We start from the raw sequence: 23,821 nt of genomic DNA on the forward strand, positions 1-23,821 counted from the left end.
GCGCCATGTGGGGGCACATGAGCACGACGGACCTGCCCGGTTCGAGTCTGCTGGCCGGTCGTTACCGACTGGTCGAGCGGCTCGGTGCCGGCGGGATGTCAGTGGTGTGGCGGGGATTCGACGAGGTGTTGGGTCGTCAGGTCGCGGTGAAGGTTCTCCCTCCCTCGACCAGCACGGATCCTTCATTCCGTCGCCGCCTCCGTGCCGAGGCACAGGCGGCCGCCCGTCTGAGCCATCCGCACATCACGAACGTCTACGACTACGGCGAGGCGACCACCGTCGACGGTGAGCCCGTGCCGTACGTGGTCATGGAACTGATCGACGGCGAGTCGCTGGCCGCCGTCCTGGCCCGGGTCCGGCGCCTGCCCTGGCAGGCCGCGGTCCGGATTACCTCCGAGGTGGCCGCGGCGCTCGCCGCCGCGCACGCGCGCGGCATCGTGCACCGTGACGTCACCCCGGCCAACGTCATGCTCACCCCGACCGGGGCCAAGGTCGTCGACTTCGGCATCTCGGCTCTGATCGGCGAGAACGACATAGACCCCGACGGCAGCCTGCTCGGCACGCCGGCCTACCTCGCGCCCGAGCGGCTCGAGGGCGGCCAGGTCAGCCCGGCCACCGACGTCTACGCGGTCGGCCTGCTGGTCTACCGCACGCTGATCGGTCAGCTGCCGTGGGACGTCGGCACCACCACCGCGCTGCTGCGGGCTCACCAATACGTCGAGCCCGACCCGCTGCCGCCGGTCGAGGGCCTTCCCGCCTCGGTCTCCGCGCTGGTCGGACGATGCCTGGAGAAGCGGCCGGCCGACCGGCCGTCGAGCGCTGAGCTGGCCCACGTGCTGGCCGGCATCGCGGCGGGCGCCCCGGCGCCGGCACGCGGTTACGCCACCGACTGGTCGTCGGAGTCGGGGGAGGACACCACGATCCTGCCCTCGGCGCGCTCGTGGACCGACCAGTTCGGCCGCCCGGCCGCCCCTGCCGCGCCGGCCGGCATTCCCGAGGTGGCGCCGGCGCCGGCCGCGTCCGGTGAAGACCAGTCCGGGCCGCTCGCCGGTGCGGCGGCGCGCAACAGCCGCTTCGCCGCCCTGCGCAGCGGGCCTGAGCTCAACACGCCGCCGGACGAGGGCAACCCGGCGCTGCGGCCGGCGTTCGACAACCAGCCGCCGGTCGCGGCGGCGCCGTCCGGCCCGCCGCGCAGCGGGGGCGGCGACTCGGGCGACACCGGCAACTCGCGCAACGGTCGCTACCGTAACCAGCAGACCCGGCGGGTGCTCTTCGTCGCCGCCGCGGTCGCGATGCTGACCGTCGGGACCTACGCGTGGAGTCTGGTCGCCGGCGACAACCCGGGCAACGCCTCGCCGAACGCGCTGCCGTCGGTGGTGCCGGTCAGCGGCAAGTGCGTGGTGAGCTACGCGGTCTACTCCGACGCCCAGGGCCGGTTCAGCGCCCAGGTGACGGTGGCCAACCGGGCCGACACCGCGGTCAAGGACTGGAGTCTCTGGTTCCTGATGCCAGGTGACCAGACGGTTTCCGGGCGGGTGCTCAACAACGTGCACCTGGCTCAGGACCAGCACGCGGTCACACTGACCTCGGCGGCGACGCTCAGCCCGCAGAAGACGCTGACGATGCCGATCACCGGCAACTACGTGCTCAACAACGCGGCGCCGCTGGCGTTCAAGCTCAACGGCGACACCTGCGAGACGTTCGTGTCGCCGAAGCCGGGAGCGCCGTCGCAGCAGGTCGAGCACCTGTCCAACGGCACGGTCCGGCTCTCGCCGACGCCGCTGTCGAGCTCGGGCACCCCGGTGCCCGGCATCTCGGTCGACCCCAAGGGCATCGTGCACATCAAGCCGACCCTGCCGGTGTACGGCGGCGGCAAGACGTCCGGCCCCACGACGCCTCCGACGACGCCCCCGACGACGCCTCCGACCCAGGACCCCATCAACGGGGGCGGCGGCGACACCGGGGGCGACGGCGATCCGGTGATCGATCCGGTGCCGTCGAACCGTACGAGCACGACTCCGACCGATACCACCACGACGACCACTCCGACGGCCGAGCCGACGACGACGCCACCGTCGCGCCCGCTCGACTGCAACCCGGAAATGGGAGACCCCTGCGCCTGACCCCAGGTTACGTAACGATCACGGCATCGGCCGTCCGGCGAAAAAGCACGCGCCGGGCGGCCGATGCCCGCGTTAGGGTGCAAGAGAATGCAGGAGGCACTTTCCGGGAGGCATCCCCTGGCCTTCGATTCCTGGTCCGAAAACCGTACGGCGTGGCGGCCGGGGGTCTTCGTGTTCGCGGGGAAGATGAGGTTGGCCTGAAACGGCTCCGACCCGGGTAAGGATCTCCGGCGTGGAAGGCGTAAAAGCAGAAAGTCGCTCATCGGGGAGTACGACATGATCAGCATCGTCCGGGACCTGGCTGCGGAGGCCCTGTTCGTCTCCACCCTGCAGCCGTCCGAGCGCCCGACCCGCCAAGCGGTCGAGCAGGCCGTCACGGCGATGATCCTGATGCACGGCAGCGATGGCTGCGCGGCCGACGTGGCCGCCGAGTTCGGCGACCATCCCGACATCGCCGTGCGACGGATGAACTGGGTGCACTCGGAGCTCACCGGGGTGGTCACACCTCGCCGCGCGGCCGCGCTCCACTAGTACCTGAGCTTTTCTCGGAAAAAACACCACAAAAGCAACCGAGTTCCGCGGACGCTGCACCCGACGGCCGCAAAAGTTCTCCTCGTCAGCCGGTTTTCACCAACCGGTCGTATGAGCGAGGAGGACCACGTGACCGCCGCGACCGAGTTCCCCGCCACCATCGGCACGACACACGACGCGCCGAGTGCGCGCGACATCGAGGACCTGATCCGCGAGAACATGCCGATGGTTGGCCATCTGGTCCGGGAACTGCTCAACCGGGTACCGGGCCATGTTCATTCCGATGACCTGTCCTCGGCCGGATTCGCCGCGCTGCTGTCCGCCGCCCGGTCGTTCGACGTGACGAGGGGAATCCCCTTCCACCGGTTCGCCGCGGTACGCATCCGCGGCGCGCTGCTGGACGAACTGCGCGGCCAGGACTGGGCCAGCCGTTCCGTACGTGCCCGGGCCCGGCGGACCGCCGCCGCCCGGCAGGAACTGACCGCGGCGCTGGGCCGGACCCCGTCCGACGCCGAGGTCGCCGAGATGCTCGGGATCGGCGTGGCCGAACTGGCCACGGTCGAGGACGACGTGCAGAAGGCCGCCCTGCTCAGCCTGCAGGGTTTCCCGACCGGCGCGGCCGAGGAGATGGTGCCGGAGACCTCCGAGGGCCCGGAGGACCTGCTGCTCAAGCGGGAACGCCTGGGCTACCTGCATCAGGCGATCCAGGCGCTGCCGGAGCGGCTGCGCACCGTCGTCACCGAGTCGTTCCTGCAGGAGCAGCCGCTCAGCGACGTCGCGGCCCGGCTGGGAGTGACCGAGTCGCGGATCTCCCAGCTGCGCACCGAGGCACTGCAACTGTTACGGGAGGGCCTGAACAGCTCGCTCGCACCGGAGCTGTTGACGGTCGCGGCCGGTGGTCCGCGCACCCGCAAGGGCTGTCTGCAGCGGCGCCGCTCGGAGTACTTCGCACGGGTCGCCCAGCAGGGCAATCTGCACACCCGCCTGGCGTTGACCGACAGCCACGGGGTGCCGATCGCGGTAGCCGCCTGATTCTGACCGCCGGCCCCGGGACATCTCGGGGCCGGCTCGGCGAAGCGCCGGCGTCAGAACAGGAAATACCGCTGGGCCAGCGGCAGCTCGGTGACCGCCGCCGGCTCGACCACCTCGCCGTCCACGCGGACGGTCGACGCGTCCGGGCCGACCTCGACGCGGGGGGTCGCGGAGTTTTCCGGCAGGTCGGCCTTGCCGATGGCGCGGGTGCCGCCCACCGGGGCGAGCGCCCGCTTCACCCCGATCCGGTCGCCGAGCAGGGCGTCGATGGCGGCCGGGGCGACGAACGCGACCGACGCCTGCGCCGGGACGCCGCCGGACAGCACGACGCCGCCCTTGAGGACCAGGGCCGGGCGGACGCCGAAGAACGCCGGGTCCCAGAGGACCAGGTCGGCCAGTTTGCCCGGCTCGACCGACCCGACCTGGCCGGACATCCCGTAGGCGACCGCCGGGCAGATCGTGTACTTCGCGATGTACCGCCGGGCGCGACGGTTGTCGGCCGCGCCGTCGCCCGGCAGACTGCCGCGGCGAACCTTCATGACGTGGGCGGTCTGCCACGTGCGCCGGACGACCTGGCTCACGCCGTACGCCCCGGAGCCGATCATCGAGAGCGCGCCGAGGTCGTGCAGGAGGTCGCCGGCCGGATGGGTGCCGCTCCCGGAGGACGAGGGCAACACGTTCGCCGCCGACGCGACGGTGAGGGCACCGGACGCGTGGACCGACCGCCCGTCGACCGCCCGCAGGGTCCCCTCGAGGGCGCCGGCCTCGGCGTGGATGGCCGCCTGGACCCCGGAGGCATCGCAGGCCCGCAGGCAGGCGTCGATCGCCTCGGCCCCGACGCCCCGGTCCTCGTGCAGCCGGAAGCCGCCCGCACCGCCCCGCAGCTGTTCCCGCATCGCGTCCTCGGACGTGGTGGCACCCCGGCCGAGCAGCAGCACGTTGACCGGGAACGGGTCGATCGCCTCGATCGTGCGGGCCAGATGCCACGAGTTCGGCCCACCGGCGTCGGCCACGATCGAGGTGATGCCGGCGGCCGGCGCGGCCCGCAGAATCGCCGGGCTGATCTCGTGGGCGTGGCAGTCGACGGCGCCGGCGGTCAGGATGCGGCCGTCTCCGGCGATCACCTCGGTGCCGGGGCCGATGACCAGCGCCGGGTCGACGCCGTCCGTGGTGTCCGGGTTACCGGCCTTGCCGAGCGCGACGATCCGGCCGTCGCGGATGCCGACGTCGGCCCGGATCACGCCCCAGTGGTCGAGCACGACCACGCCGGTGATCACCGTGTCGGGGGCGCCCTCGGCGCGGGCGGCCCGGGAACGGCCGGTCGGCTCCCCGCTCTCCGGTCCGGCGCTGCGGTCCTCCTCGACCTCGATCAGCAGGTCGGTGTCGGCCAGGCGCAACCGGTCGCCGTCCGGGTTCACGAGATCGGCCCGTGCACGGTGACGAGCCGGATGCCGTCCGGGAAGGTCGCCTCGATGCGCACCTCGGCCAGCATCTCGGGCACGCCCTCGAGCACGTCGTTGCGGGTCAGGACGTGGCGTCCGGCGTCGGCCAGGTCGGCGGCCGTACGCCCGTCGCGCGCGCCCTCGAGCAGAAACGCCGTGATGATCGCCTCGGCCTCGGGGTGGTTGAGGCGCAGGCCCCGCTCCCGGCGCCGCCGGGCGACGTCGGCCGCGACGTGGATCAGCAGACGTTCCTGCTCGTGCGGGCTGAGGAACAAGGGGCCTCCCGGTCAGCGGCTCAAAGGCGATCAAAACACGCGGCGGCGGCTTCCGCTGGGGAAGCCGCCGCCGCGTGGGCGTACGGGATCAGGCCCCGGTGTAGAGGATCGCGTCGATCTCGATGTCGAAGCCGACCAGCGGCACCGGCAGCGTGGTGCGGACCGGCCGGTGATCGCCCTTGATGTACTGCGCGTAGATCTCGTTGAACTCGGCGAAGTCGCCGAGGTCGCGCAGGTAGGCGCCGACGCGTACGGCCTGATCGAGGCTGGACCCGGCCGCCTCGGCGGCCGCGGCCAGGTTGCGGAACGCGGCGTGCGCCTGCTCGGCGAAGCTGCCGGTCACGCGGGTGCCGTCGGGCAGCGCCGGGACCGCGCCGGCCAGGTAGATGGTGTCGCCGGCGACGACCGCGTGCGAGTACGGCCCACCGGGCGGGGCGGCCTGGTCGGTCATGACAGCGCGCTTGGGCATCAGGAGTTCCTGCTTTCTCTCGGTTCGGACTCTCGGGGGAATTGTTCGGCGAGGCCCTCGACACCGACGAGCGGCGTGGCGAGCAGGGCCCGGATGTCGCGTTCGCGGCGGGCCAGGGCCGCCCGTTGGACGTCGGTCAGCGGGACCCAGGGTGGCACCGGGGCGGGCAGCCTCGGGATCAGGGGCCGCCCCCCGACGTACGAAAGGTCGTTGACCAACCGCAAGGGTGACCGGCGCACCTGACGGTGAGCGTCGGTGACGTCGAATTCTTCCTCGTGGACCGTGAAGACCGCGAGGTCGGCGGGCGCGCCGGGAACGAGCCGCCCGCCCGGGAGGCCGAGCGCGCGCGCCGGTGCCTCGGTGGTGGCCGTGACGACCTCGCTGAGCGTGAGGCCGGCCGCCAGCAGCTTGGCCATCGTGGTCGGCAGGTCGAAGACCGGGCCGTACAGAGAGCGGGCGTGCAGGTCGGTCGAGATCGTGTGCGGTCGCAGGCCCGCCGCCAGCTGGCGCTCGAGCACGTCGAAGGCGAACGCGCCCGAGCCGTGGCCGATGTCGAGGAGGACGCCGCGCTCGACCGCCGCGTGGACGGCCGGTCCGAGCGGCGCCGCGATGCCGCTCGCGCAGTGTGTGACGATGTCGCCGGGCCGCAGCAGGTCGAGGACCTCGTCGAGCGACGGCGGCGTGGTGCCGATGTGGACCATCACCGGTACTCCGGCCGTCTCGGCGGCGGCCAGGCCGCGCCGCAGCGGTTCGACGCCGTTGTCGCCGACGGTGTCCCGGTCGATCCGCACCTTGATGCCGCGCAGCAGGTCGCGGTGCTGCTGCAGGGTGTCGACGGCCAGCGGGACGTCGCAGTTGCCGAGGTCGCGGCTCTCGCCGGTGCGGCCGGCCAGGCCGACCGCCGAGATGTTGAGCAGGGCCGGGATGCGGACGCTCGAGCCGGCGGCGACCCGGCGCAGGCCGTCGATCGTGTATGCGCCGGCCGATCCGGCGTCGACCCAGGTGGTGACGCCGCTGTGCCAGGCGGTGGCGTCCGGGTCGATGCCCCAGTAGCCGGGACCGACGTGGGTGTGCAGGTCGACGAGTCCCGGGGTGATCAGCCGGGAAGTGATGTCCGATATGTGCGAGGCGTCGCGGGGCAGGTGCGGTCCCACGGCCGCGATCACCCCTTTGCTGATCGCGACGTCGATCGGCGAGCCGTCGGCCGTCCGGCCGCCGGCCAGCAGGAGATCCCAGGTCACGTCGCCTCCTCCAGGGCTCGGTTGATCGCCAGCCGGTAGAGCCGCGTCGGGCGGCCCTTCCGGTAGGCCTGCGCGCTCCCGTCCGAGACTGCCAGGCCGGCCGCGCTCAGCCGGCGGATCAGCCGCCGCCCGCTCGGATCGGTGATGCCCAGCGTGCGAGCCAGTTCGCCGGGGGAGAGCGGGCGCCCGTCGCGGCCGCGCTCGATCGCGGCCAGCCTCGACAGTGCGGCGGCGCTCAGCCCGGACCGCTCGGCCAGCGTGGCCAGGCCGCCGTGCTCGCGGTGGGTCCAGGTCAGCGGCCGTTGGGAGGTGCCGATCGGGCCGATGGTCAGGCCGTCGTCGGTCAACAGGTACCCGGCCGGCTCGGTCTCCTCGCGGGCCCGGGCGGCGGCACGCTCGGCCAGGGCCACGCTGAGCCGGGCGGTCGCGCCGATGCCGAAACCGGCGGCCTTCCGCATCGGCAGAGTGGTCCAGCGGTGGGTGGCTCGTTCGAACAGCGCGGCCGGACCGATCACTTTTGCCCCCGATATCCAGGCGTCGGCGAACTCGGGTGTGGTCAGCAGCTTCCGTTCCAGGCCGGGCTCGTCGGCGACGAACACGGCGGCCGCGAATCGACGGCCGTGCGCCCGGATGCGCAGAGCGAGTTCGTGCAGGTCGGCGCGGATCGTCTCGGGAGTGGCGTGTGCGCTGATCACCCGTTGACCGAGGGCGGCGGCGACGCCGGTGCGCACGCTGATGACGTACGGCATGGCGTGCGCTCGATGGAAGGCCACCACCTCGTCGACCGGCCGGTCGGGGTCGAAAGGCTGGCAGGCGATCTCGGCCCGGTTCAGGTCGAGCGCCGACGCCACCTCGTCGACCGTCGCCCGCGGGAACGTGTCGATGCTGACCGGCGTCTTGCGGTCGGCGCGGGCCCAGGCGAGGGCCAGGTCGAGGGCGGCCGGAAGGGTGATCGCGACCGGCAGGCCGGGCGGGATCAGATCGCGCGAACGGGCCCACGGCACCGGGCCGAGCAGCAGGCCGGCGGGTCGCTCGTCGTGCAGCAGCGCGGACACCCGACCGCGGATGTCGAGCTCCTCGCGATAGGTCGCCCAGGCCACGTCGACGCCGGTGAGCGTGGCCGCCGCGGCCTCGAAGCGCGCGCGGTGGTCGTCGTGCACGACCAGCCCGATCACCATCGTTGACTCTCCCGCCCGTTTAACGAACTATAAACGAACCATGACTGTGATCCCGCGCCCGGTTTCCGTGACGCCGCTTCCCGGCGTCTGCACGCCGCCGTCCGGCGGCACGATCACCGCCGAGCCGTCGCTCGACGGCGTCGCCGCCTGGCTGCGCGGCGAGCTTCCGGCCGGGATCGGAGGCGTCAGCCTGCGCGTCGAGGCGCGGGCTCCCTGTTCGTACGCGCTGAGCATCGCCCCCGACGGCATCGACATCGCCGGCGGCTCTCCCGAGGCGGTCTTCCACGGCGCCCAGACGTTGCGGCAGTTGCTTCCCCCATGGACGCTGCGGCGTTCCTTCCCGGCCTCGTCGATCGAACTGCCGGCCGCCCGGATCGTCGACGAGCCACGGTTCGCCTGGCGCGGGGTCATGCTGGACGTGGCCCGCCACTTCATGCCGGTGCCGGACGTGCTCCGGTTCATCGACCTGGCCGCCTTCCACAAACTCAACGTGCTGCACCTGCACCTGACCGACGACCAGGGCTGGCGGTTCGAGGTGCCCGGGTGGCCGCGGCTCACCTCGGTCGCGGCGTGGCGGTCGTCGAGCATGCTCGGGGCGCGCGTCCACGAGAAGCAGGACGGGCGGCCGCACGGCGGGTTCTACACGTCCGACGACCTGCGCGAGATCGTGGCCCATGCGGCCGCCCGGTTCATCACGGTCGTGCCCGAGATCGACATGCCCGGGCACATGCAGGCGGCGATCGCGGCCTATCCCCGGCTCGGCAACGGTTTCGCCGGCGGTGTCCGCACCGGGTGGGGCATCTCGAAGCACGTCCTCAACGTCGGGCCGGAGGCCCTCGACTTCTGCCGGGCCGTCCTCGACCACGTCTGCGACCTGTTCCCCTCGACGTACGTCGGCATCGGCGGAGACGAATGCCCGACCGACGAGTGGGCGGCCTCCGGGATTGCCGCGCCGCTCGAAGTCCAGTCGCGGTTCACCGCGCGGATGGCCGAGCACCTGGCGGCCCGCGACCGCCGGGTGTTCGGCTGGGACGAGATCGTGGGCGGCGGTGCCCCGTCCGGCGCTCTGGTCGCGGCCTGGCGCGGAGTCGAGCCGACCCGGATCGCCGCCCGGGCCGGGCATGACGTCGTCGCGTGCCCCGACATCGCGGCCTACCTCGACTACCGCCAGTCGGAGGATCCCGGCGAACCGACTCCGGTCGGCACGCTGCTCACGCTGGCCGACGCCTACGCCTTCGAGCCGGTGCCGTCCGATCTCACCGCGATCGAAGCGTCGCACGTCGTCGGCGGCCAGGCCAACATCTGGACCGAGCACATGGAATCGGCCCGCCGGGTCGACTACATGGCCTTTCCGCGGCTGTGCGCGATCGCCGAGGCCCTGTGGTCGCCGGTGGCCGACCGGGATTTCGCCGACTTCTCGGCCCGGCTCGAACCACATCTTTCCCGGCTCGACGCGCTGGGAGTCAACTACCGGCCGCTTTCCGGGCCACGCCCGTGGGATGCTCGGCCGGACGCGCCCGGCTATCCTCGCACGCTCGCCGATCGCCTGGCCCAACTGCACGAGATGACCGCGGACCTGCGACGGTAGGAGGCTCGGTGGACATTGAAGAGACGACGGTCGACTGGCGCAGCAAAGGCTTCTGGCTGCCCGACGGGGAACGCACCGCCTCCTGGTACGCGACCGCCCGCCCCGGCCTGTTCGACGGCGGATTCACCTGGCCGCTGCTGACCGTCCGGGAGTCCGCGGCCCGCCGCAACATCGACCTGATGGCCGCCTATGCCCGGCGCCACGACGTCCAGTTCGCCCCGCACGCCAAGACCACGATGGCCCCGGGCCTGATCGCGGCCCAGCTTTCCGCCGGCGCCTGGGGAATGACGGTGGCCACGCCCAACCAGGCCCTGGTCCTCAATCGGCTCGGCGTGCCCCGGGTCTTCATCGCCAACGAGGTCCTCGACCCGGTCGCCCTGCAATGGCTGGCCTCGGTCCCCGACTTCGAGGTCTATCTGCAGGTGGACTCGCTGGCCGGGGTGGCCGCGGCGGCCGCGGTGCCGGCCGGCCGATTGCGGGTCCTCGTCGAACTGGGCCACGCCGGCGGCCGCACCGGCGCGCGTACTGTGGACGAGCTTTCCGAGATCGCGTCGGCCGTTGCCGCCGCGCCGCGCCTCTCTCTCGCCGGGATCACCGGGTACGAGGGCCAGTTGCCCGATGCCGCGTCGGTCGACGCGTTCCTCGACACGATGGTGGTCGCGGTCTCCCGCCTGAAGGATCTGCTGCCCGCCGAGCCGTTGGTATCGGCCGGGGGCAGCGCCTGGTTCGACCGGGTGGTCGCCCGGCTGTCCAGGTTCCGCGTCCTGCTGCGCAGCGGTGCCTCGGTCACCCACGACGACGGTTTCTATCGGGAGCGGACGCCCTTCCTGCGCGTGCCCGACGAAGGCCCGCTGACCGCCGCGCTTCAGATGTGGGCGCAGGTCATCTCCACTCCCGAGCCGGGGCTGGCGATCGTCGGCATGGGCAAGCGGGACGCACCCTTCGACGAAGGCCTGCCTGTGGTACACGAACTCCGCCGCGGTGGCGTGTCCTCGGCGCCCACCGACATGTCGGTGACCAAGATGAACGACCACCACACGTACGTGGCGACCGGCCCGGCGGCGGTGGTTCCGGGCGACCTGCTCCGCTTCGGCCTCTCCCACCCGTGCACCGCGTTCGACAAGTGGCGCGACATCCCCGTGGTCGACGACGACCATCACGTCGTAGACGTCCTGCACACCTACTTCTGAGTTATGTTCCTTTTCATGCCCAGGCTCAAGCGGGTGGCCGCCCTGGCCGCCGATGTCGCGCTCGGACTGCCGGTCAAGGCCGCCGATTACGCGGTACGCCACGACGTGGTCGTGCCGATGCCCGACGGCGTCGGCCTGGTCGGCGATCACTACCGTCCCGTCGGGCCCGACGGGCCACGGCCGGTGGTGCTCATCCGGCTTCCGTACGGCCGTGGCGGCGCGTTCGGGCAGCTCTTCGCCGCCCCGCTGGCCCGCCGTGGCCTGCAGGTCTTCGTCCAGGCGACCCGTGGCACGTTCGGTTCGGGCGGCCAGTTCCGGCCGTTCACCACGGAACGGGACGACGGCCTGGCGACCCTGGCGTGGCTACGGGAGCAGCCGTGGTGCGACGGCCGTGTCGCCATGACGGGCGGCAGCTATTTCGGGCACACCCAGTGGGCCGTCGCGCCGTACGCCGACCCGCCGCTCGCGTGCGTCTCGCCGCACATCACCTCGGCCAACATCACGCACCGGCTCTTCTACGACCATGGCGCGCCGCAGATACACACCGGCCTGAGCTGGTCGGCGCAGATCGGCCGGCAGGAGCGGCCGGGCCTGCTCGGTGGGCTGCCGGATCCGCGTGTCAAGAGCCGGGTCCGCCGAGCGCTCGGCCGTCTTCCCCTGCAGGCCGTCGACGTGGCCGTGGCCGCCGCACCGGTCCCGTTCTGGCGGGACTTCGTCGCGCACGCCGGGCCGTCCGACGGTTTCTGGTCGCAGGCCGACCACGACCAGGCCGGCTTCGACCGGATGCCACCGGTCAACATGGTCACCGGTTGGTGGGATCTGTTCCTGGGCGGCAACCTCGCCGATTACACCGCCCTGCGCGCGGCCGGTGTGCCGGCCCGCCTGGTCGTCGGGCCGTGGCTGCACGGCGAGCCGGGCGAGCTCCGCACCATCGTCCGCACCGACGTCACGTGGCTCAACCACCATCTCAATGACGGTCCGGCGCCGAAGGGCGCACCGGTCCGGGTCTACCTGCAACAGGCGCGCAAGTGGCTGGAATTCGACGAGTGGCCGCCCGCCGTCGCGCACGACCACCTGCTCTACCTCGGCGAGGGCGGCCGGCTGGCCGACGACCCGCCGGACGACGCCGGGCCCAGCCGGTTCACCTACGACCCGGCCGACCCGACCCCGACCGTCGGCGGCCCGCTGCTGCAGCCCCCGGGCAAGCAGGCCGACAACCGGGCGGTCGAGGAGCGCGACGACGTGCTCGTCTTCACCGGGCCGCCGTTGCCGGCCGACCTCGATGTCGCCGGGCCGGTCGCCGCGACCGTGCATGTGCGCACCGAGCTTCCGTACGCGGACGTGTTCGTGCGCGTGTGCGACGTCGACGAGCGCGGCGTGTCCCGCAACGTCGTGGACGGCATCCGGCGGCTGGATCCCCGTACGCCCGACGCCGCCGCTGTCGAAGCCGGCGCCGACGGTGTCCGGTCCGTTGCCGTCGAGCTCTTCCCGACCGCGTACCGCTTCCGCGCCGGGCACCGGATCCGGGTGCAGGTCAGCGGCGGCGCATTCCCCCGCTACGCCCGGAACATGGGTACCCCCGAGCCGTTCGGCACCGCGACGTCGGGCCGGACGTGCCGATTCGAGGTTTTTCACGACGCGAGCCACCGGTCGCAGATCATCCTGCCCGCGCTGCCCTCGTGACTGTCCGCCGGGGAAATTGTCATACCCCCGGGGCAGCATGTGCGGCATGGCTGACTTCCGGCTGGAGCCGTGGGACGAGCGGGCGCTGGCGCTCGAACGGCGGGCAAACACGCCCGAGATGCAGGCGCACCTGGGCGGGGTTGAGGACGATTCGGTGCTCATTCGCCGACATCAGCGCATTCTCGATACGAAGCTGAACGACGAGGGCGAGTTCCTCCTGATCGTGGTGGAGGGCGAGCCGGTCGGTTCGGTCGGTTACTGGGAGCGCGAGTGGGCCGGCGAGACCGTCTACGAGCTGGCCTGGAAGGTGCTGAGCGGCTTCCAGGGCCGGGGCCTCGCGGTCGGCGCGACCAGGGCCGTGCTGGAACGGGCCGCAGCGACCGGGAGGCACGACCGGGCGCACGCCTTTCCGAACGTCAGCAACGTCGCGTCCAATTCGGTCTGTGAGCGGGCCGGGTTCGTGTTCGTCGAGGAGGTGCCCTTCGAATACCCGAAGGGCACCTGGATCCGATGCAATGACTGGCGGTTCGACCTGCGATGAACGCGGCCTGGAGCCAGACGGCCTACGACGTGCGGTTCGAGTGGGGGCCGACCGGGGCCGCAGCCGTGGCGTCCGGCGCGGCCGTCGTCGTGGTCGTCGACGTGCTCTCGTTCACGACCACGCTGTCGCTGGCGGTCGAGCGGGGCATCGCGGTCCTGCCGTTCCCCTGGCGCGACGCCGGAAAGGTGGCGGCCGAGCACGGCGCGACGCTCGCGGTCGGCCGTTCCCAGGCCGGTCCCGGCGAGATCAGCCTCTCGCCGCGGACCCTGCTCGATCCACCGGCCGGGGTCCGGCGGCTGGTGCTGCCCTCGCCCAACGGGTCGGCGATCTCGTCGGCGCTGGCCGCGACCGGGGCGACCGTGGTCGGTGCCTCGCTGCGCAACGCCCGCGCCGCGGCCGCCTGGGTGAGTCGGGAGGCCGCCGGGCGTCCGGTGGCGGTGATCGCCGCGGGGGAGCGGTGGCCGGACGGCAGCCTGCGGCCCGCGCTCGAAGACCTGTGGGGAGCCGGGGCGGTCATCGATGCGCTGGGCGGCACGCCGTCGATCTCACCCGAGGCGACGGCCGCGCGAACGGCGTACGCGTCGATCGCGGGAAGCGTGCGCGACGCGCTGGCCTGGACCGGCAGCGGACGTGAGCTGGTCGCGGCCGGGTTTCCCCACGACGTCGCGCTGGCGGTGGAGGAGTCGGTGAGCGACGCCGTGCCGGTGTTGAGGGATGGCTGGTTCGTCGATGGCGGATCCGGTCGCAAAGAGCCTCCGGTCTAGAGGTTGTTGCGATGCACACGGCCCCGATGGAGGAAAACGCCACGATCGGTGAGATCGCTGGCGGAAACTCGACTGCTGGCCGAAGGTTGGGCCGTCCAACGAAGAGTTTCCAGAGGAAGAGAAGCTGATGCGTAAGTGGTGGCCACTGGTGACCATCTGCCTGGGCACCTTCATGCTGCTCATCGACGTCACCATCGTGAACGTCGCGCTGCCGCAGATGTCCGGCGATCTGAAGACGTCGTTCAACTCGCTGCAATGGGTCGTCGACGGTTACGCGCTGTCGCTCGGCGTGTTGCTGCTCGGTGCGGGCGCACTCGGTGACATGTTCGGGCATCGCCGGCTCTACGTCGGCGGGCTGGCGCTGTTCGCGATCGCCTCGCTGACCTGCGGCATCGCGAGCGACCCGGCAATGCTGATCACCTCCCGGGTGATTCAGGGCGTTGGGGCGGCGGCGATGTTCACCACGACCTTCGCGCTGCTCAACAGCTCCTACCAGGGGCGCGAGCGCGGGGCCGCGTACGGCATCTGGGGTGGCGTCTCCGGCGCCGCCGCGGCCGTCGGGCCGATCCTCGGCGGCGTGCTGACCGAGGCGTTCAGCTGGCGCTGGATCTTTTTGGTCAACCTGCCGATCAGCGTGCTCGCGATCACGATGTGCTTCGTGGCGCTGGCACACGACGGCAAGCGGCAGCCCGGCCGGTTCGACCTCGCCGGCACGGTCACCTTCACCGTCGCGGCGGCCGCGCTGACCCTGGCCGTGATCCGGGCCAACGACGAGGGCTGGTCCTCCGTGCAGACCTGGGGCCTGATCCTGCTGAGCGCGGTCGCGCTGACCGGCTTCGTACTGATCCAATGGCGCAGCAAGCACGCGATGTTCGACCTCAGCCTGCTGCGCAACCGGTCGTTCACCGGCATCCTGATCGCCGCCCTGCTGGTCAACTTCGCGGCGTTCGCGGCCTTCACCTACACCTCGATCTGGCTTCAGTCGGTCAACGGCCTGAGCCCGCTCAAGGCCGGCCTCACCGGCCTGCTCGTCTCGATCGGGTCGATGGTCGCCTCCGGCATCGCCGGCGCCCGCCTGCACGGCCGCTCGCCCCGCGCGATCATCGGCTCGGGCATGCTGCTGATCGGGCTCGGTTCCCTGCTCAACGCACTGATGGTGCACGCCACGTCGAGCTGGCCGGCACTACAGGCCGGCTACGCGCTGATCGGCGTCGGGGTCGGCCTGGTCATGCCGACGCTGGCATCCTCGGCGATGGGCGCGGTGCCGCCGCAGCGCAGCGGCATGGCGGCGGGCTCGCTGACCACGGCCCGGCAGCTGGGCTTCGCAATCGGCATCGCGGTGCTGGGCACGGCGTTCGCCGCGCGGACGTCCCACTACCTGGCCGGCCGCAACACCCCGGACCCCGACGGGACGGCCCACGCTCTGGCGGCCGGCCAGGCCGGCCGCATCCTGGGCACGGTCCCCGAGGGCGTACGCGGGGCGGTCTCGACGGCCTTCCACGGGGCGTTCGCCGCGGGCCTCGACGTGGCGTTCCTGATCGCGGGAGGCGCGGGCCTGCTGGGCTCGCTCGCGGTGTTCCTGATGGTCCGCCCGGCGGCCCGCCCGCAGCACGCCGCCCCGGCCGACCAGCCGGCGGCCCCGGAGCCGACCGCGGTCGGCTGACCGGCCGCCCGCCACGGGCCGGATCCGCACCGGATCCGGCCCGTTTCCCGGCTGCCGCCCGCAGCGACGGGATGGCGGAGGCGACCTTCCTGGTTGTCCTTTCCGGCCTGCAGTTTCCGTTGCCGAGAGTTGGTTGGCGGGCCGGGTAGGTGCCGATGAGGCCGGCGAGCAGGGCCACAGGCCTCGGAGTTCACCATTGCCGCGCCTGGGCTTCGGGTCCAGGCGTTGCCGGGCCGGGAACGCGTAGGCGGCGCAGCCAGGGTGACGTGATGGCGGAAGCGTGGTGAGGCCGCGTTCAGCCCGGATCTGCGGGGTGGCCGGCGTTGCCAGGTGCGCAGCCTTCCTGGTGGCCCGGACCGAGCTGGGTTCTGCCCTCGCGGGTAATGCGCCAGCGCAGTTTCACGTGCCGGATCAGGACTGCGTGCGCGAGGGTTCGACAGTCAGTATTTGATCGGCTCGGACTCCCCGGGCGGCCATTCAGCGATCAGCCAGGCGGGCTGCCAGGTGCGGTGCCGGCGGTGAAGGGCGCCTCGGGTGGGCCCTCGTCCCGGTGGGCGCAGCGATGCCCGGTCCGGCTGGGCGACCCGCTGGAACACGAACTTCGAGCTGATCGGGCATCGCCCGGCCGTTGCGGCGGCGGGATCTGCCACCAGGATGCTCGGCCGCAAACCCCAGCCGAGCAGCTCGTCGATCATCGCCGGGGCCAGCCGCCACTTCTGCACATGCCTGGTCCCGGCCGGGATCTGCGACCGCCGGCCATGTCCTCGCCGGGCCTGCGGAGACCGCCCACGCCGTTGCGGGCACCGCCTCGCTGATGCGTCTGTCGCCGCGCCAGGTTTCACCTCCCACGGGCTGTTCGCTCATGCGGGCCATGTCGCCGAGCGGCCATCGGCTGGATCGACCTACGGCGGCCCTCCAACATCGACCCGCGGAGCTGACGCCGCTCAGGCGGGGTCGCGGAGGCGGCCGTTCTCCAGGAGGAAGAACGCCTGCTTGACGCGGGTCAGTTGGGGGACCGTCTCGACCGTGCGGACCCCGTCGATCGCGGCCACCTTGGTCGTGATGTAGCGGTAGAGCTCGGCCGGGCTGGCGCACAACGCCGACGCCATGATGTTGGTCTGGCCGGTCATCGCGCCCGCGAAGGCGATCTCCAGGTGGTCGGCCAGGCGCGCGCCGACCGCGGCCAGGTCGGCCGGCGCAACCGTGAACCAGAGCGCGGCGACCGAGCGGAGCCCGATGACCTCGTGGGCCACGTCGACGTGGAAGAACACCGCCCCGCTGACGATCAGCTCGGCGATGCGGTTGGCGGCCTGCCGCTGGGTCAGGCCGGACGCTTCGGCGAGGGTGGCCCAGCCGGCCCGGCCGTCCCGGCTCAGCGCGCCGATCAGGCGGTGGTCGTCCGGCGTGATCGTGGCATTGCCGCCGGACGGGGCCAGGGTGCCTTCGCTCAGGGTCCGCTGCTGTTCGTCGCTCAGCGGCGTGCCCCGGGCGATCCAGTCGATCTCGCCCCGGCCGGCGAACCGGTGCAGCATCTGGTGGGCGCTGAAGGTGAGCACGCTGGACGCCCGGGGCAGGTGGTAGAGCAGGCCGTCGGTCACGCCGCGCGCGTCGTCGATGTTGGCCTGGCAGCTGACCTCGGCGCCGCCCGCGCCGATGCTGACCCAGGCCGTGTCGGACCGGCGGGCCAGAGCGTCGGCCAGGCCGGCCGCGCTGCCGGGCCGGCATCCGATGCGCAGCGTCCAGCTGGCCGTGCTCGGCTGGTGTGTCGGCTCGGGAAGGGCGGTCACCCGGACCACGCCGTGGGTGCGCATGCGCTGGAATCGTCGCGCGACCGTCTGCTCCGACACCTCGAGCGCCGTGGCGATCCGTGCGAAGGGCGCCCGCGGGGCGATCTGCAAAGCGTGGAGGATCTGCCGGTCGATGCGATCCAGCGTGAGGGAATCGGTCGCCACTCGTCGATTCTATGGCGGTCTACCTCGCAGAGGTGAAGTCGCCTCGGCGGGGGATGGGTCTCGATGGACGAAGCGCCTAGGGTCCGGAAGAGCCGGATTGTCCCCCTCCGACCCGGAGCCGCCCTATGTCACTTTTCAAGACGACGAACCAGAACCTGCCCGCCGAGGCCTATCCGATCAACCGGGTGCGCGAGGAGCCGGTCCCGGACGGCCCGACCGAGCGGATCAGCCAGAAGACCAAGCGCCGCCTGGACGGGCGCCGCAACTCGGCGGCGCTCGCGCTGGTGGTGGCGATGGTCGCGCTCAACGTCGCCGGCGTGGCCGGCCTGCTCGCCTGGCGGGCACTCAAGGCCCGGGCGGCGCCGGCCAGGCCCGAAAAGACGGTGACGACCATCGCGCCGCAGGCCGGCGGGGGCTATGCCGTCGCGTACGCCCAGGAGCCCTTGCGGGTGCAGGTCGGCTGTTCCGCCGTGATGTTCCTGGATCTTGACGAGCCGAGGGCGAACGCCGGCGAGACCGTGAGCGACCTGCGGTACGACAGCCGATGCGGTGACCAGCCGCCCAGTCTGACCCTCGGGCCGGGTGCCACCGCCGGGGCACAGGTGAACAGCGGCGACATCGATGCCGCCGGATGCGGCCAGGCGATCCGTACGCGTCCGCTCGGCCCCGGCGCCAGCGTCGAGGTGCGCAAGGGCGCGGCATTGTGCGTGCTCACCGCGGCGAGCCCGCCCGACATGGTGCTGGTCGAGGTGACCGACGTCGCGCAGACCGGAATCGCCGGTATGCGGGCGACCTCGTGGAAAGTCACGGGCTGACGGACGTCCGGGGAGGCGTGCCTGACAGAATGGCCGTTGCGTTCGAGTCAGCTTTGTGAGGAGAGAACTGCCGTGATCCGTACCCATGACGCCGGGACGCTCCGTGCGAGCGACGCCGGCACGACGGTGACGCTCGCCGGGTGGGTGGCCCGCCGGCGCGACCACGGCGGTGTCATCTTCGTCGACCTGCGCGACGCGTCCGGCGTCGTGCAGGTGGTCTTCCGCGAGGAGGACGCGCACGCCCTGCGCAACGAGTTCTGTGTCAAGGTCACCGGCGAGGTCAACCGGCGGCCGGAGGGCAACGACAACCCGGAGCTGCCCACCGGCGAGGTCGAGGTGGTCGCGTCCGAGCTGGTCGTGCTCTCCGAGGCGGCCGCGCTGCCGCTGCCGATCGACGACACGGTTACCGCGTCGGACGACCTGCGGCTGAAATACCGCTACCTCGACCTGCGCCGCAGCGGGCCGGCCAAGGCGCTGCGCCTGCGCAGCCGGGCCAACCAGATCGCCCGCGAGGTCCTGCACGCGCGCGACTTCAACGAGATCGAGACGCCGACCCTGACCCGGTCGACCCCCGAGGGCGCGCGCGACTTCCTGGTCCCGGTGCGCCTGCAGCCCGGCACGTGGTACGCGTTGCCCCAGTCGCCCCAGCTGTTCAAGCAGCTGCTGATGGTGGCCGGCATGGAGCGGTACTACCAGATCGCCCGCTGCTACCGCGACGAGGACTTCCGGGCCGACCGGCAGCCCGAGTTCACGCAGCTCGACATCGAGATGTCGTTCGTGACCCAGGACGACATCATCGCCCTCGGCGAACAGATCGTCGGTCGCCTGTGGAGCGAGCTGGCGGGATATGACATCCCCCGGCCGATCCCGCGTATCACCTGGACCGATGCGATGAACCGCTACGGTTCCGACAAGCCCGACCTGCGCTACGGGGTCGAGCTGGTAGACCTGACGGCGTATTTGACGGGCACCGAGTTCCGGGTGTTCGCCGGCGCGATCGACGCGGGCGGCTACGTGGGCGCGGTCGTCATGCCGGGCGGCGCTTCGCAGACCCGCAAGGAGCTCGACGGCTGGCAGGACTGGGCCAAGGCCCGGGGCGCCCGCGGCCTGGCGTACGTCGTGCTCGACCCGGAAACCGGCGAGGCCCGTGGCCCGGTCGCGAAGAACCTGTCCGCTGACCACCTGTCCGGGTTGGCCGACGCGACCGGCGCCAAGCCCGGGGACGCGATCTTCTTCGCGGCCGCCACCGAGCGGCGCGAGGCGCAGGAGCTGCTCGGTGCGACCCGGATCGAGATCGCCAAGCGGTCCAACCTGATCGACGAGTCGGCCTGGGCGTTCTGCTGGGTCGTCGACGCGCCGATGTTCGAGAAGACCGACGACGGTGGCTGGACCGCGGTCCACCACCCCTTCACCTCGCCCAACGCGGAGTGGATGGACCGCTTCGAGGAGGCGCCCGACCAGGCGCTCGCCTACGCGTACGACATCGTCTGCAACGGCAACGAGATCGGCGGCGGCAGCGTCCGTATCCACCGGGCCGACGTGCAGAGCCGGGTCTTCGACCTGCTGGGCATCACGCCCGAGGAGGCGCAGGACAAGTTCGGCTTCCTGCTCGAGGCCTTCAAGTACGGCCCGCCGCCGCACGCCGGCATCGCGATCGGCTGGGACCGCACGTGCATGCTGCTCTCCGGGAACGATTCGATCCGCGAGGTCATCGCGTTCCCGAAGACCCGCGGCGGCTACGACCCGCTGACCACCGCGCCGACCCCGATCACCGCCCAGCAGCGGCTCGAGGCCGGCATCGACGCCAAGCCGAAGGCGGCCGCGGGCACCCCGGGCACCGACGGCCAGGCCGCGCCGGTCGAGCACTCCAACTGAGCAGTCCGATCCGAGCAGTCCAGATCTGATCAGTCCAGATCTGATCAGTCCAGATCTGACAGGTCCAGCACGAAGCGGTATCGGACGTCTCCCCGGTCAAGCCGGTCGAAGGCGTCCGATATCCGGCCCGACGGCAGCACCTCCACGTCCGCGGTGATGCCGTGCTCGCCCGCGAAGGCCAGCATCTCGGCCGTTCCGCGCCGGCCGCCGGTTCCCGACGACGACAGTTTCTTGCGGCCGTAGATCAGGTCCATCACCCGCAACGGGATCTGACCCGGGTAGCCGAGCACGCTGACCGTGCCGTCGAGTGCGGCCATGTGCAGCAGCGGCGGAATCTCGTGCGGCGCCGAGATCGTGTCGAGGATCAGGTCGAACCGCCCGCGGGCCCCGGCGAAGTCGTCGTCGGAGTGCAGCAGATCGACCGCGCCCAACTTGCGGGCGTCGTCGGCCTTCTCGGGCGTACGGGAAAGAACGGTGACCGTCGCGCCCAGCGCGACGCCGAATTTCACCGCGAGGTGACCGAGCCCGCCCAGCCCGGCCACCGCGATCCGGCTGCCTGATCGCACGCCGAGCGCGCGCATCGGCTCCCAGACCGTGATGCCGGCGCACATGAGCGGGGCCGCCGCGGCCGGGTCGAGCCCGGCCGGCAGCCGGTAGGCGAACTTCTCCCGCAGCACGTACTCCCGGCTGTAGCCGCCCGCGGTCTTGCTGCCGTCGGCCCGGTTGAGGCCGTACGTGCTGGTCGCGCCGTTGTAGCAGAAGTTTTCCTGGCCGACCTCGCACATCGCGCAGACCCCGCACGAGTCGACGATCGTCCCGACCGCCACCGGGTCGCCGACGGCGAAGGCGCTGACATCGGCCCCGACTTCGGTGACCGTGCCGGTGAACTCGTGCCCGGGCACCAGGTCGCCCTCGTCGAAGAGGGTGCCGCGCACCCGGTGCAGGTCGCTGTGGCAGACGCCGCAGTAGTCGATGCGCACCGCGATGTCGTCGCCGCGCAGGTCGCGGCGTTCGATCGGTACGCGCGTCAGCACGGTGGAGTGGTCGTGGCTCTGCCAGCCGGTGGTTGCGCGCATGGGGGTCCTCCCGCTCGGTCCAAACAAACAAACTATTCGGTCTGTTCGGGAACCATAGCAGCTAAGATCTGCTCCATGCCCGCGCTGCCGACCACCGCCAAGGGGGCCGCCACCAGCCGCCGCATCCTCGACGCGGCCACCGAGGAGTTCTCCCGGCACGGCATCGCCGGTGCCCGCATCGACCGCATCACCGCGGCCGCGCGCACCAACAAGGCCCAGGTCTACGGCTATTTCGGAAGCAAGGAAGGCCTGTTCGAGGCGGTGCTCGCCGACTGCCTCAAGCAGAGCCAGACGCAGTTCGACGCCGACGGCCTGCCGGGCTGGGCGGTCGCCCTCTACGACGAGATCCTCCGCCGGCCCGACCTCGTCCGGCTGATGGGCTGGATCCGTCTCGAGCAGCGCCCGGCCGGACTGATCCTCGACAGCCTCGACCTGGAGCCCAAGTTCGCGGCCATCACCCGGGCGCAGGCCGCGGGTCGCCTGCGGCCGGGCGCCCCCGCCGACCTGTTGTCCCTGGTCGTCGCCATGGCGTTCGCCTGGTCGCCGACCACCGGGGCCTACGCCGCCAGCGCCGAGGAACCGGCGGCCGACCACGAACGCCGCCGGGCACTCCTGCGCGACTTCGTTCAGCGGGCGATCTCGCCGGTCGCCTGATCGGCGACCGCCAGCAGCGTCGGGTCGGGTTCGAGCCGATACATCTCGACCGCCGCATCGGCGAACTTGATCGCGTGCGGATCACTCGACTCGGCCGCCCGGGCGATGGTCTCCTCCGGATCGGTCGCCTCCCCGGCGAAGGCCCGGGGCTCGGCCGGGGAGTAGGCCGCGATCACCGCGGCGGACGCCGCCCAGGCGGCCTCGAGACTCGGTCCGGCCATCGAGGGCGGCAAGGCCGGGAGCGTACGCAGCACCGCCGCGGGCGCCGTGGCCGAGTGCACCAGCATGAGTGCGTTGCCGTGCCCGTACTCGCCGTGCCGCAGCACCGCGGCCCTGACGATCGCACGAAGCCGGTGTTGCACCTCCCCCTCGCCGGGCACCTGCCCGGCGGCCTCCGGCCAGCCGGGGAGATCGGCCAGCTGAACGAGCCGGTTACGGATGCCGAACCTCTGATCGGGCACGCGGGGGACCGCGTCGAGGGCCGAGCGGGATCGGTCGACCGGTACGGCCCGCGGCCGGCCGGCACCAGCGGCTGCCACCGGGCCGCCCAGTAGGCGAGGCCCTGCCCGAGTTCGCCGACCCGCGGCGCGGTCTCCTCGTCGAGCAGTGCCCGCACCGCGTGACCGACCCGGATCACGCCGTGCGTCGCCCCCGCGGCGATGCCGGGCAGCAACCGCGGCCACCATGTCGCCAGCGTGTCCCGCCACGGCCTCTCCTGCATCTCCCGCTCGAAGAAGACGATCCAGTCGCCGGTACGCGTCGGATCGCCGAGCGGGTCACGCCACCCCTCGGGGTTGATCGGGCTGATCCCGCGCGGTGCCTCCTCGAGCAGGTCCCAGTAGGCGTCGATCCATGCGTCGATCTCCTTCTCGTGTCCGTTGTGTACCAGGGCCTCGACCGCCATGGGGGCGTGGTTGGACAGCCAGCCGTCACGTTCCGGGCCGGTGTTCCGCAGGCGTTGCAGGGCGTCGTCCAGCGTCGAATGCGTCATGGAAGTCACCGTGCGCCTTGAAGCGAGGTTGAGGTCAAGGGGTTCTCCGAGGACGATGATGTGCCGCGTGGAACTTGAGATGCCGGCCTGGAAGAGGCGGACGGACGGGGAACAGCGGTGGCCGGCCGCGGTCGCCATCGCGATTCTGATCGCCCTGGAGTGGCTGCTCCCGGACCGGCTGTCGCTCGGGCCGCGCTGGCTCTTCCCCGGCCTGCAAGTCGTGATCATCGGCGTGATCGTGGCCGCCAACCCGGGTCGCATGCGCAAGAGTTCGCCGATGCTGCGGACGTTGAGCCTGCTGCTGATCGCGGTGGCCAGCCTGGCCAACGTGTACTCGGTCGTGCGGCTGGTGCTGGACATCGTGGGCGGTCACGACACCGGCTCGGCCGGCGACCTGCTGATGGCCGGCGGCGGCATCTACCTGATCAACGTGCTGACGTTCGCGGTCTGGTTCTGGGAGCTGGACCGGGGCGGGCCGGCCGAGCGGGCGGCGGGCAGCGATCCCTACCCCGACTTCCTCTTCCCGCCGATGACCTCGCCCGACATGTCGAAGAAGAACTGGGAGCCGTACTTCCTCGACTACTTCTACGTGGCGTTCACCAACGCGACCGCGTTCAGCCCGACCGACACGTTGCCGCTGTCGCGGTGGGCGAAGTTCGCGATGGTTCTGGAGTCGGCGATCGCCCTGGTCACGGCCGCGCTCGTGATCGCCAAGGCGGTCAACGCTCTTGCATAATT

The 23,821-nt window shown here is 71.8% G+C and carries 21 protein-coding genes and 1 pseudogene; 13 read left to right on the forward strand and 9 right to left on the reverse strand.

Features of this window, described 5'->3' with window-relative positions:
* Positions 1–17: 17 nt before the first annotated feature.
* From ACIA5C_RS24775 to ACIA5C_RS24785, 3 genes are all read left to right on the forward strand, one after another.
* Positions 18–2,123 (forward strand): protein kinase, encoded by a 2,106-nt coding sequence (locus ACIA5C_RS24775; protein WP_396058453.1) that lies wholly within the window; start codon positions 18–20, stop codon positions 2,121–2,123.
* A 276-nt stretch (positions 2,124–2,399) separates the two neighbouring features.
* Positions 2,400–2,654, forward strand: a complete 255-nt coding sequence (locus ACIA5C_RS24780; protein ID WP_396058455.1) for a hypothetical protein — start codon at positions 2,400–2,402, stop codon at positions 2,652–2,654.
* 129 nt (positions 2,655–2,783) lie between these two features.
* Positions 2,784–3,686, forward strand: coding sequence for a sigma-70 family RNA polymerase sigma factor (locus tag ACIA5C_RS24785; RefSeq protein WP_396058457.1), 903 nt, complete (start codon positions 2,784–2,786; stop codon positions 3,684–3,686).
* A gap of 53 nt (positions 3,687–3,739) precedes the next feature.
* Here ACIA5C_RS24785 and ACIA5C_RS24790 read toward each other — a convergent pair whose 3' ends face one another.
* From ACIA5C_RS24790 to ACIA5C_RS24810, 5 genes are all read right to left on the reverse strand, one after another.
* Positions 3,740–5,104, reverse strand: coding sequence for an amidohydrolase family protein (locus ACIA5C_RS24790; protein WP_396058459.1), 1,365 nt, complete (start codon positions 5,102–5,104; stop codon positions 3,740–3,742).
* Positions 5,101–5,403 carry an urease subunit gamma gene (locus ACIA5C_RS24795; protein ID WP_396058461.1) on the reverse strand — a complete coding sequence of 101 codons (303 nt, stop codon included), beginning with the start codon at positions 5,401–5,403 and terminating at the stop codon, positions 5,101–5,103. The genes ACIA5C_RS24790 and ACIA5C_RS24795 overlap by 4 nt, the downstream gene beginning before the upstream one ends.
* 88 nt (positions 5,404–5,491) lie before the next feature.
* Positions 5,492–5,872 carry a RidA family protein gene (locus ACIA5C_RS24800; protein ID WP_396058463.1) on the reverse strand — a complete coding sequence of 127 codons (381 nt, stop codon included), beginning with the start codon at positions 5,870–5,872 and terminating at the stop codon, positions 5,492–5,494.
* Entirely contained in the window at positions 5,872–7,113 is a 1,242-nt protein-coding gene (locus ACIA5C_RS24805; protein WP_396058465.1) for an amidohydrolase family protein, read from the reverse strand. Before ACIA5C_RS24805 ends, ACIA5C_RS24800 begins: the two co-directional genes overlap by 1 nt.
* Positions 7,110–8,291: a MarR family transcriptional regulator gene (locus ACIA5C_RS24810; protein WP_396058467.1), complete on the reverse strand. Its 1,182-nt coding sequence runs from the start codon at positions 8,289–8,291 to the stop codon at positions 7,110–7,112. Before ACIA5C_RS24810 ends, ACIA5C_RS24805 begins: the two co-directional genes overlap by 4 nt.
* Before the next feature lie 40 nt (positions 8,292–8,331).
* Between ACIA5C_RS24810 and ACIA5C_RS24815 the strand changes: the two genes are divergently transcribed.
* From ACIA5C_RS24815 to ACIA5C_RS24840, 6 genes are all read left to right on the forward strand, one after another.
* Entirely contained in the window at positions 8,332–9,879 is a 1,548-nt protein-coding gene (locus tag ACIA5C_RS24815; RefSeq protein ID WP_396058469.1) for a beta-N-acetylhexosaminidase, read from the forward strand.
* An 8-nt stretch (positions 9,880–9,887) separates the two neighbouring features.
* Positions 9,888–11,069, forward strand: coding sequence for an alanine racemase (locus ACIA5C_RS24820; protein WP_396058471.1), 1,182 nt, complete (start codon positions 9,888–9,890; stop codon positions 11,067–11,069).
* A gap of 15 nt (positions 11,070–11,084) precedes the next feature.
* Positions 11,085–12,752, forward strand: coding sequence for a CocE/NonD family hydrolase (locus tag ACIA5C_RS24825; RefSeq protein ID WP_396058473.1), 1,668 nt, complete (start codon positions 11,085–11,087; stop codon positions 12,750–12,752).
* 46 nt (positions 12,753–12,798) lie between these two features.
* Positions 12,799–13,293, forward strand: a complete 495-nt coding sequence (locus ACIA5C_RS24830) for a GNAT family N-acetyltransferase (protein WP_396058475.1) — start codon at positions 12,799–12,801, stop codon at positions 13,291–13,293.
* Positions 13,290–14,057: a 2-phosphosulfolactate phosphatase gene (locus ACIA5C_RS24835; RefSeq protein ID WP_396058477.1), complete on the forward strand. Its 768-nt coding sequence runs from the start codon at positions 13,290–13,292 to the stop codon at positions 14,055–14,057. The genes ACIA5C_RS24830 and ACIA5C_RS24835 overlap by 4 nt, the downstream gene beginning before the upstream one ends.
* A 127-nt stretch (positions 14,058–14,184) precedes the next feature.
* Entirely contained in the window at positions 14,185–15,720 is a 1,536-nt protein-coding gene (locus ACIA5C_RS24840; protein WP_396058479.1) for an MFS transporter, read from the forward strand.
* A gap of 440 nt (positions 15,721–16,160) precedes the next feature.
* Here the strand turns inward: ACIA5C_RS24840 and ACIA5C_RS24845 are convergent, their stop codons facing one another.
* Both ACIA5C_RS24845 and ACIA5C_RS24850 read right to left on the reverse strand, forming a co-directional pair.
* A complete protein-coding gene (locus tag ACIA5C_RS24845; protein WP_396058481.1) occupies positions 16,161–16,562 on the reverse strand; it encodes a transposase in 402 nt (133 codons plus the stop codon).
* 102 nt (positions 16,563–16,664) lie between these two features.
* The gene (locus tag ACIA5C_RS24850) at positions 16,665–17,672 is read right to left on the reverse strand and encodes an Lrp/AsnC family transcriptional regulator (protein WP_396058483.1); all 1,008 of its coding nucleotides are present in this window, start codon (positions 17,670–17,672) and stop codon (positions 16,665–16,667) included.
* Between the two features lie 125 nt (positions 17,673–17,797).
* Between ACIA5C_RS24850 and ACIA5C_RS24855 the strand changes: the two genes are divergently transcribed.
* Together ACIA5C_RS24855 and aspS are read left to right on the forward strand one after the other, a co-directional pair.
* Positions 17,798–18,487 (forward strand): hypothetical protein, encoded by a 690-nt coding sequence (locus tag ACIA5C_RS24855; protein ID WP_396058485.1) that lies wholly within the window; start codon positions 17,798–17,800, stop codon positions 18,485–18,487.
* 72 nt (positions 18,488–18,559) lie between these two features.
* Positions 18,560–20,362 carry an aspartate--tRNA ligase gene (gene aspS / locus ACIA5C_RS24860; RefSeq protein WP_396058487.1) on the forward strand — a complete coding sequence of 601 codons (1,803 nt, stop codon included), beginning with the start codon at positions 18,560–18,562 and terminating at the stop codon, positions 20,360–20,362.
* 44 nt (positions 20,363–20,406) lie between these two features.
* On the opposite strand, the gene ACIA5C_RS24865 is transcribed toward aspS, so the two are convergent.
* Complete coding sequence (locus tag ACIA5C_RS24865; protein ID WP_396058489.1) at positions 20,407–21,438, reverse strand: NAD(P)-dependent alcohol dehydrogenase; 1,032 nt, start codon at positions 21,436–21,438, stop codon at positions 20,407–20,409.
* Between the two features lie 75 nt (positions 21,439–21,513).
* Here ACIA5C_RS24865 and ACIA5C_RS24870 point away from each other — a divergent pair, with 75 nt between their 5' ends.
* Positions 21,514–22,092, forward strand: coding sequence for a TetR family transcriptional regulator (locus ACIA5C_RS24870; protein ID WP_396058491.1), 579 nt, complete (start codon positions 21,514–21,516; stop codon positions 22,090–22,092).
* Here the strand turns inward: ACIA5C_RS24870 and ACIA5C_RS24875 are convergent.
* Positions 22,065–23,083, reverse strand: a pseudogene (locus tag ACIA5C_RS24875) (questin oxidase family protein). The gene ACIA5C_RS24870 and the pseudogene ACIA5C_RS24875 overlap by 28 nt on opposite strands.
* A gap of 67 nt (positions 23,084–23,150) precedes the next feature.
* Here ACIA5C_RS24875 and ACIA5C_RS24880 point away from each other — a divergent pair.
* Positions 23,151–23,819 carry a hypothetical protein gene (locus tag ACIA5C_RS24880; protein WP_396058493.1) on the forward strand — a complete coding sequence of 223 codons (669 nt, stop codon included), beginning with the start codon at positions 23,151–23,153 and terminating at the stop codon, positions 23,817–23,819.
* Positions 23,820–23,821 lie beyond the last annotated feature (2 nt).

Source organism: Actinoplanes sp. NPDC051343, from assembly GCF_044455125.1.
Taxonomy (GTDB): domain Bacteria; phylum Actinomycetota; class Actinomycetes; order Mycobacteriales; family Micromonosporaceae; genus Actinoplanes.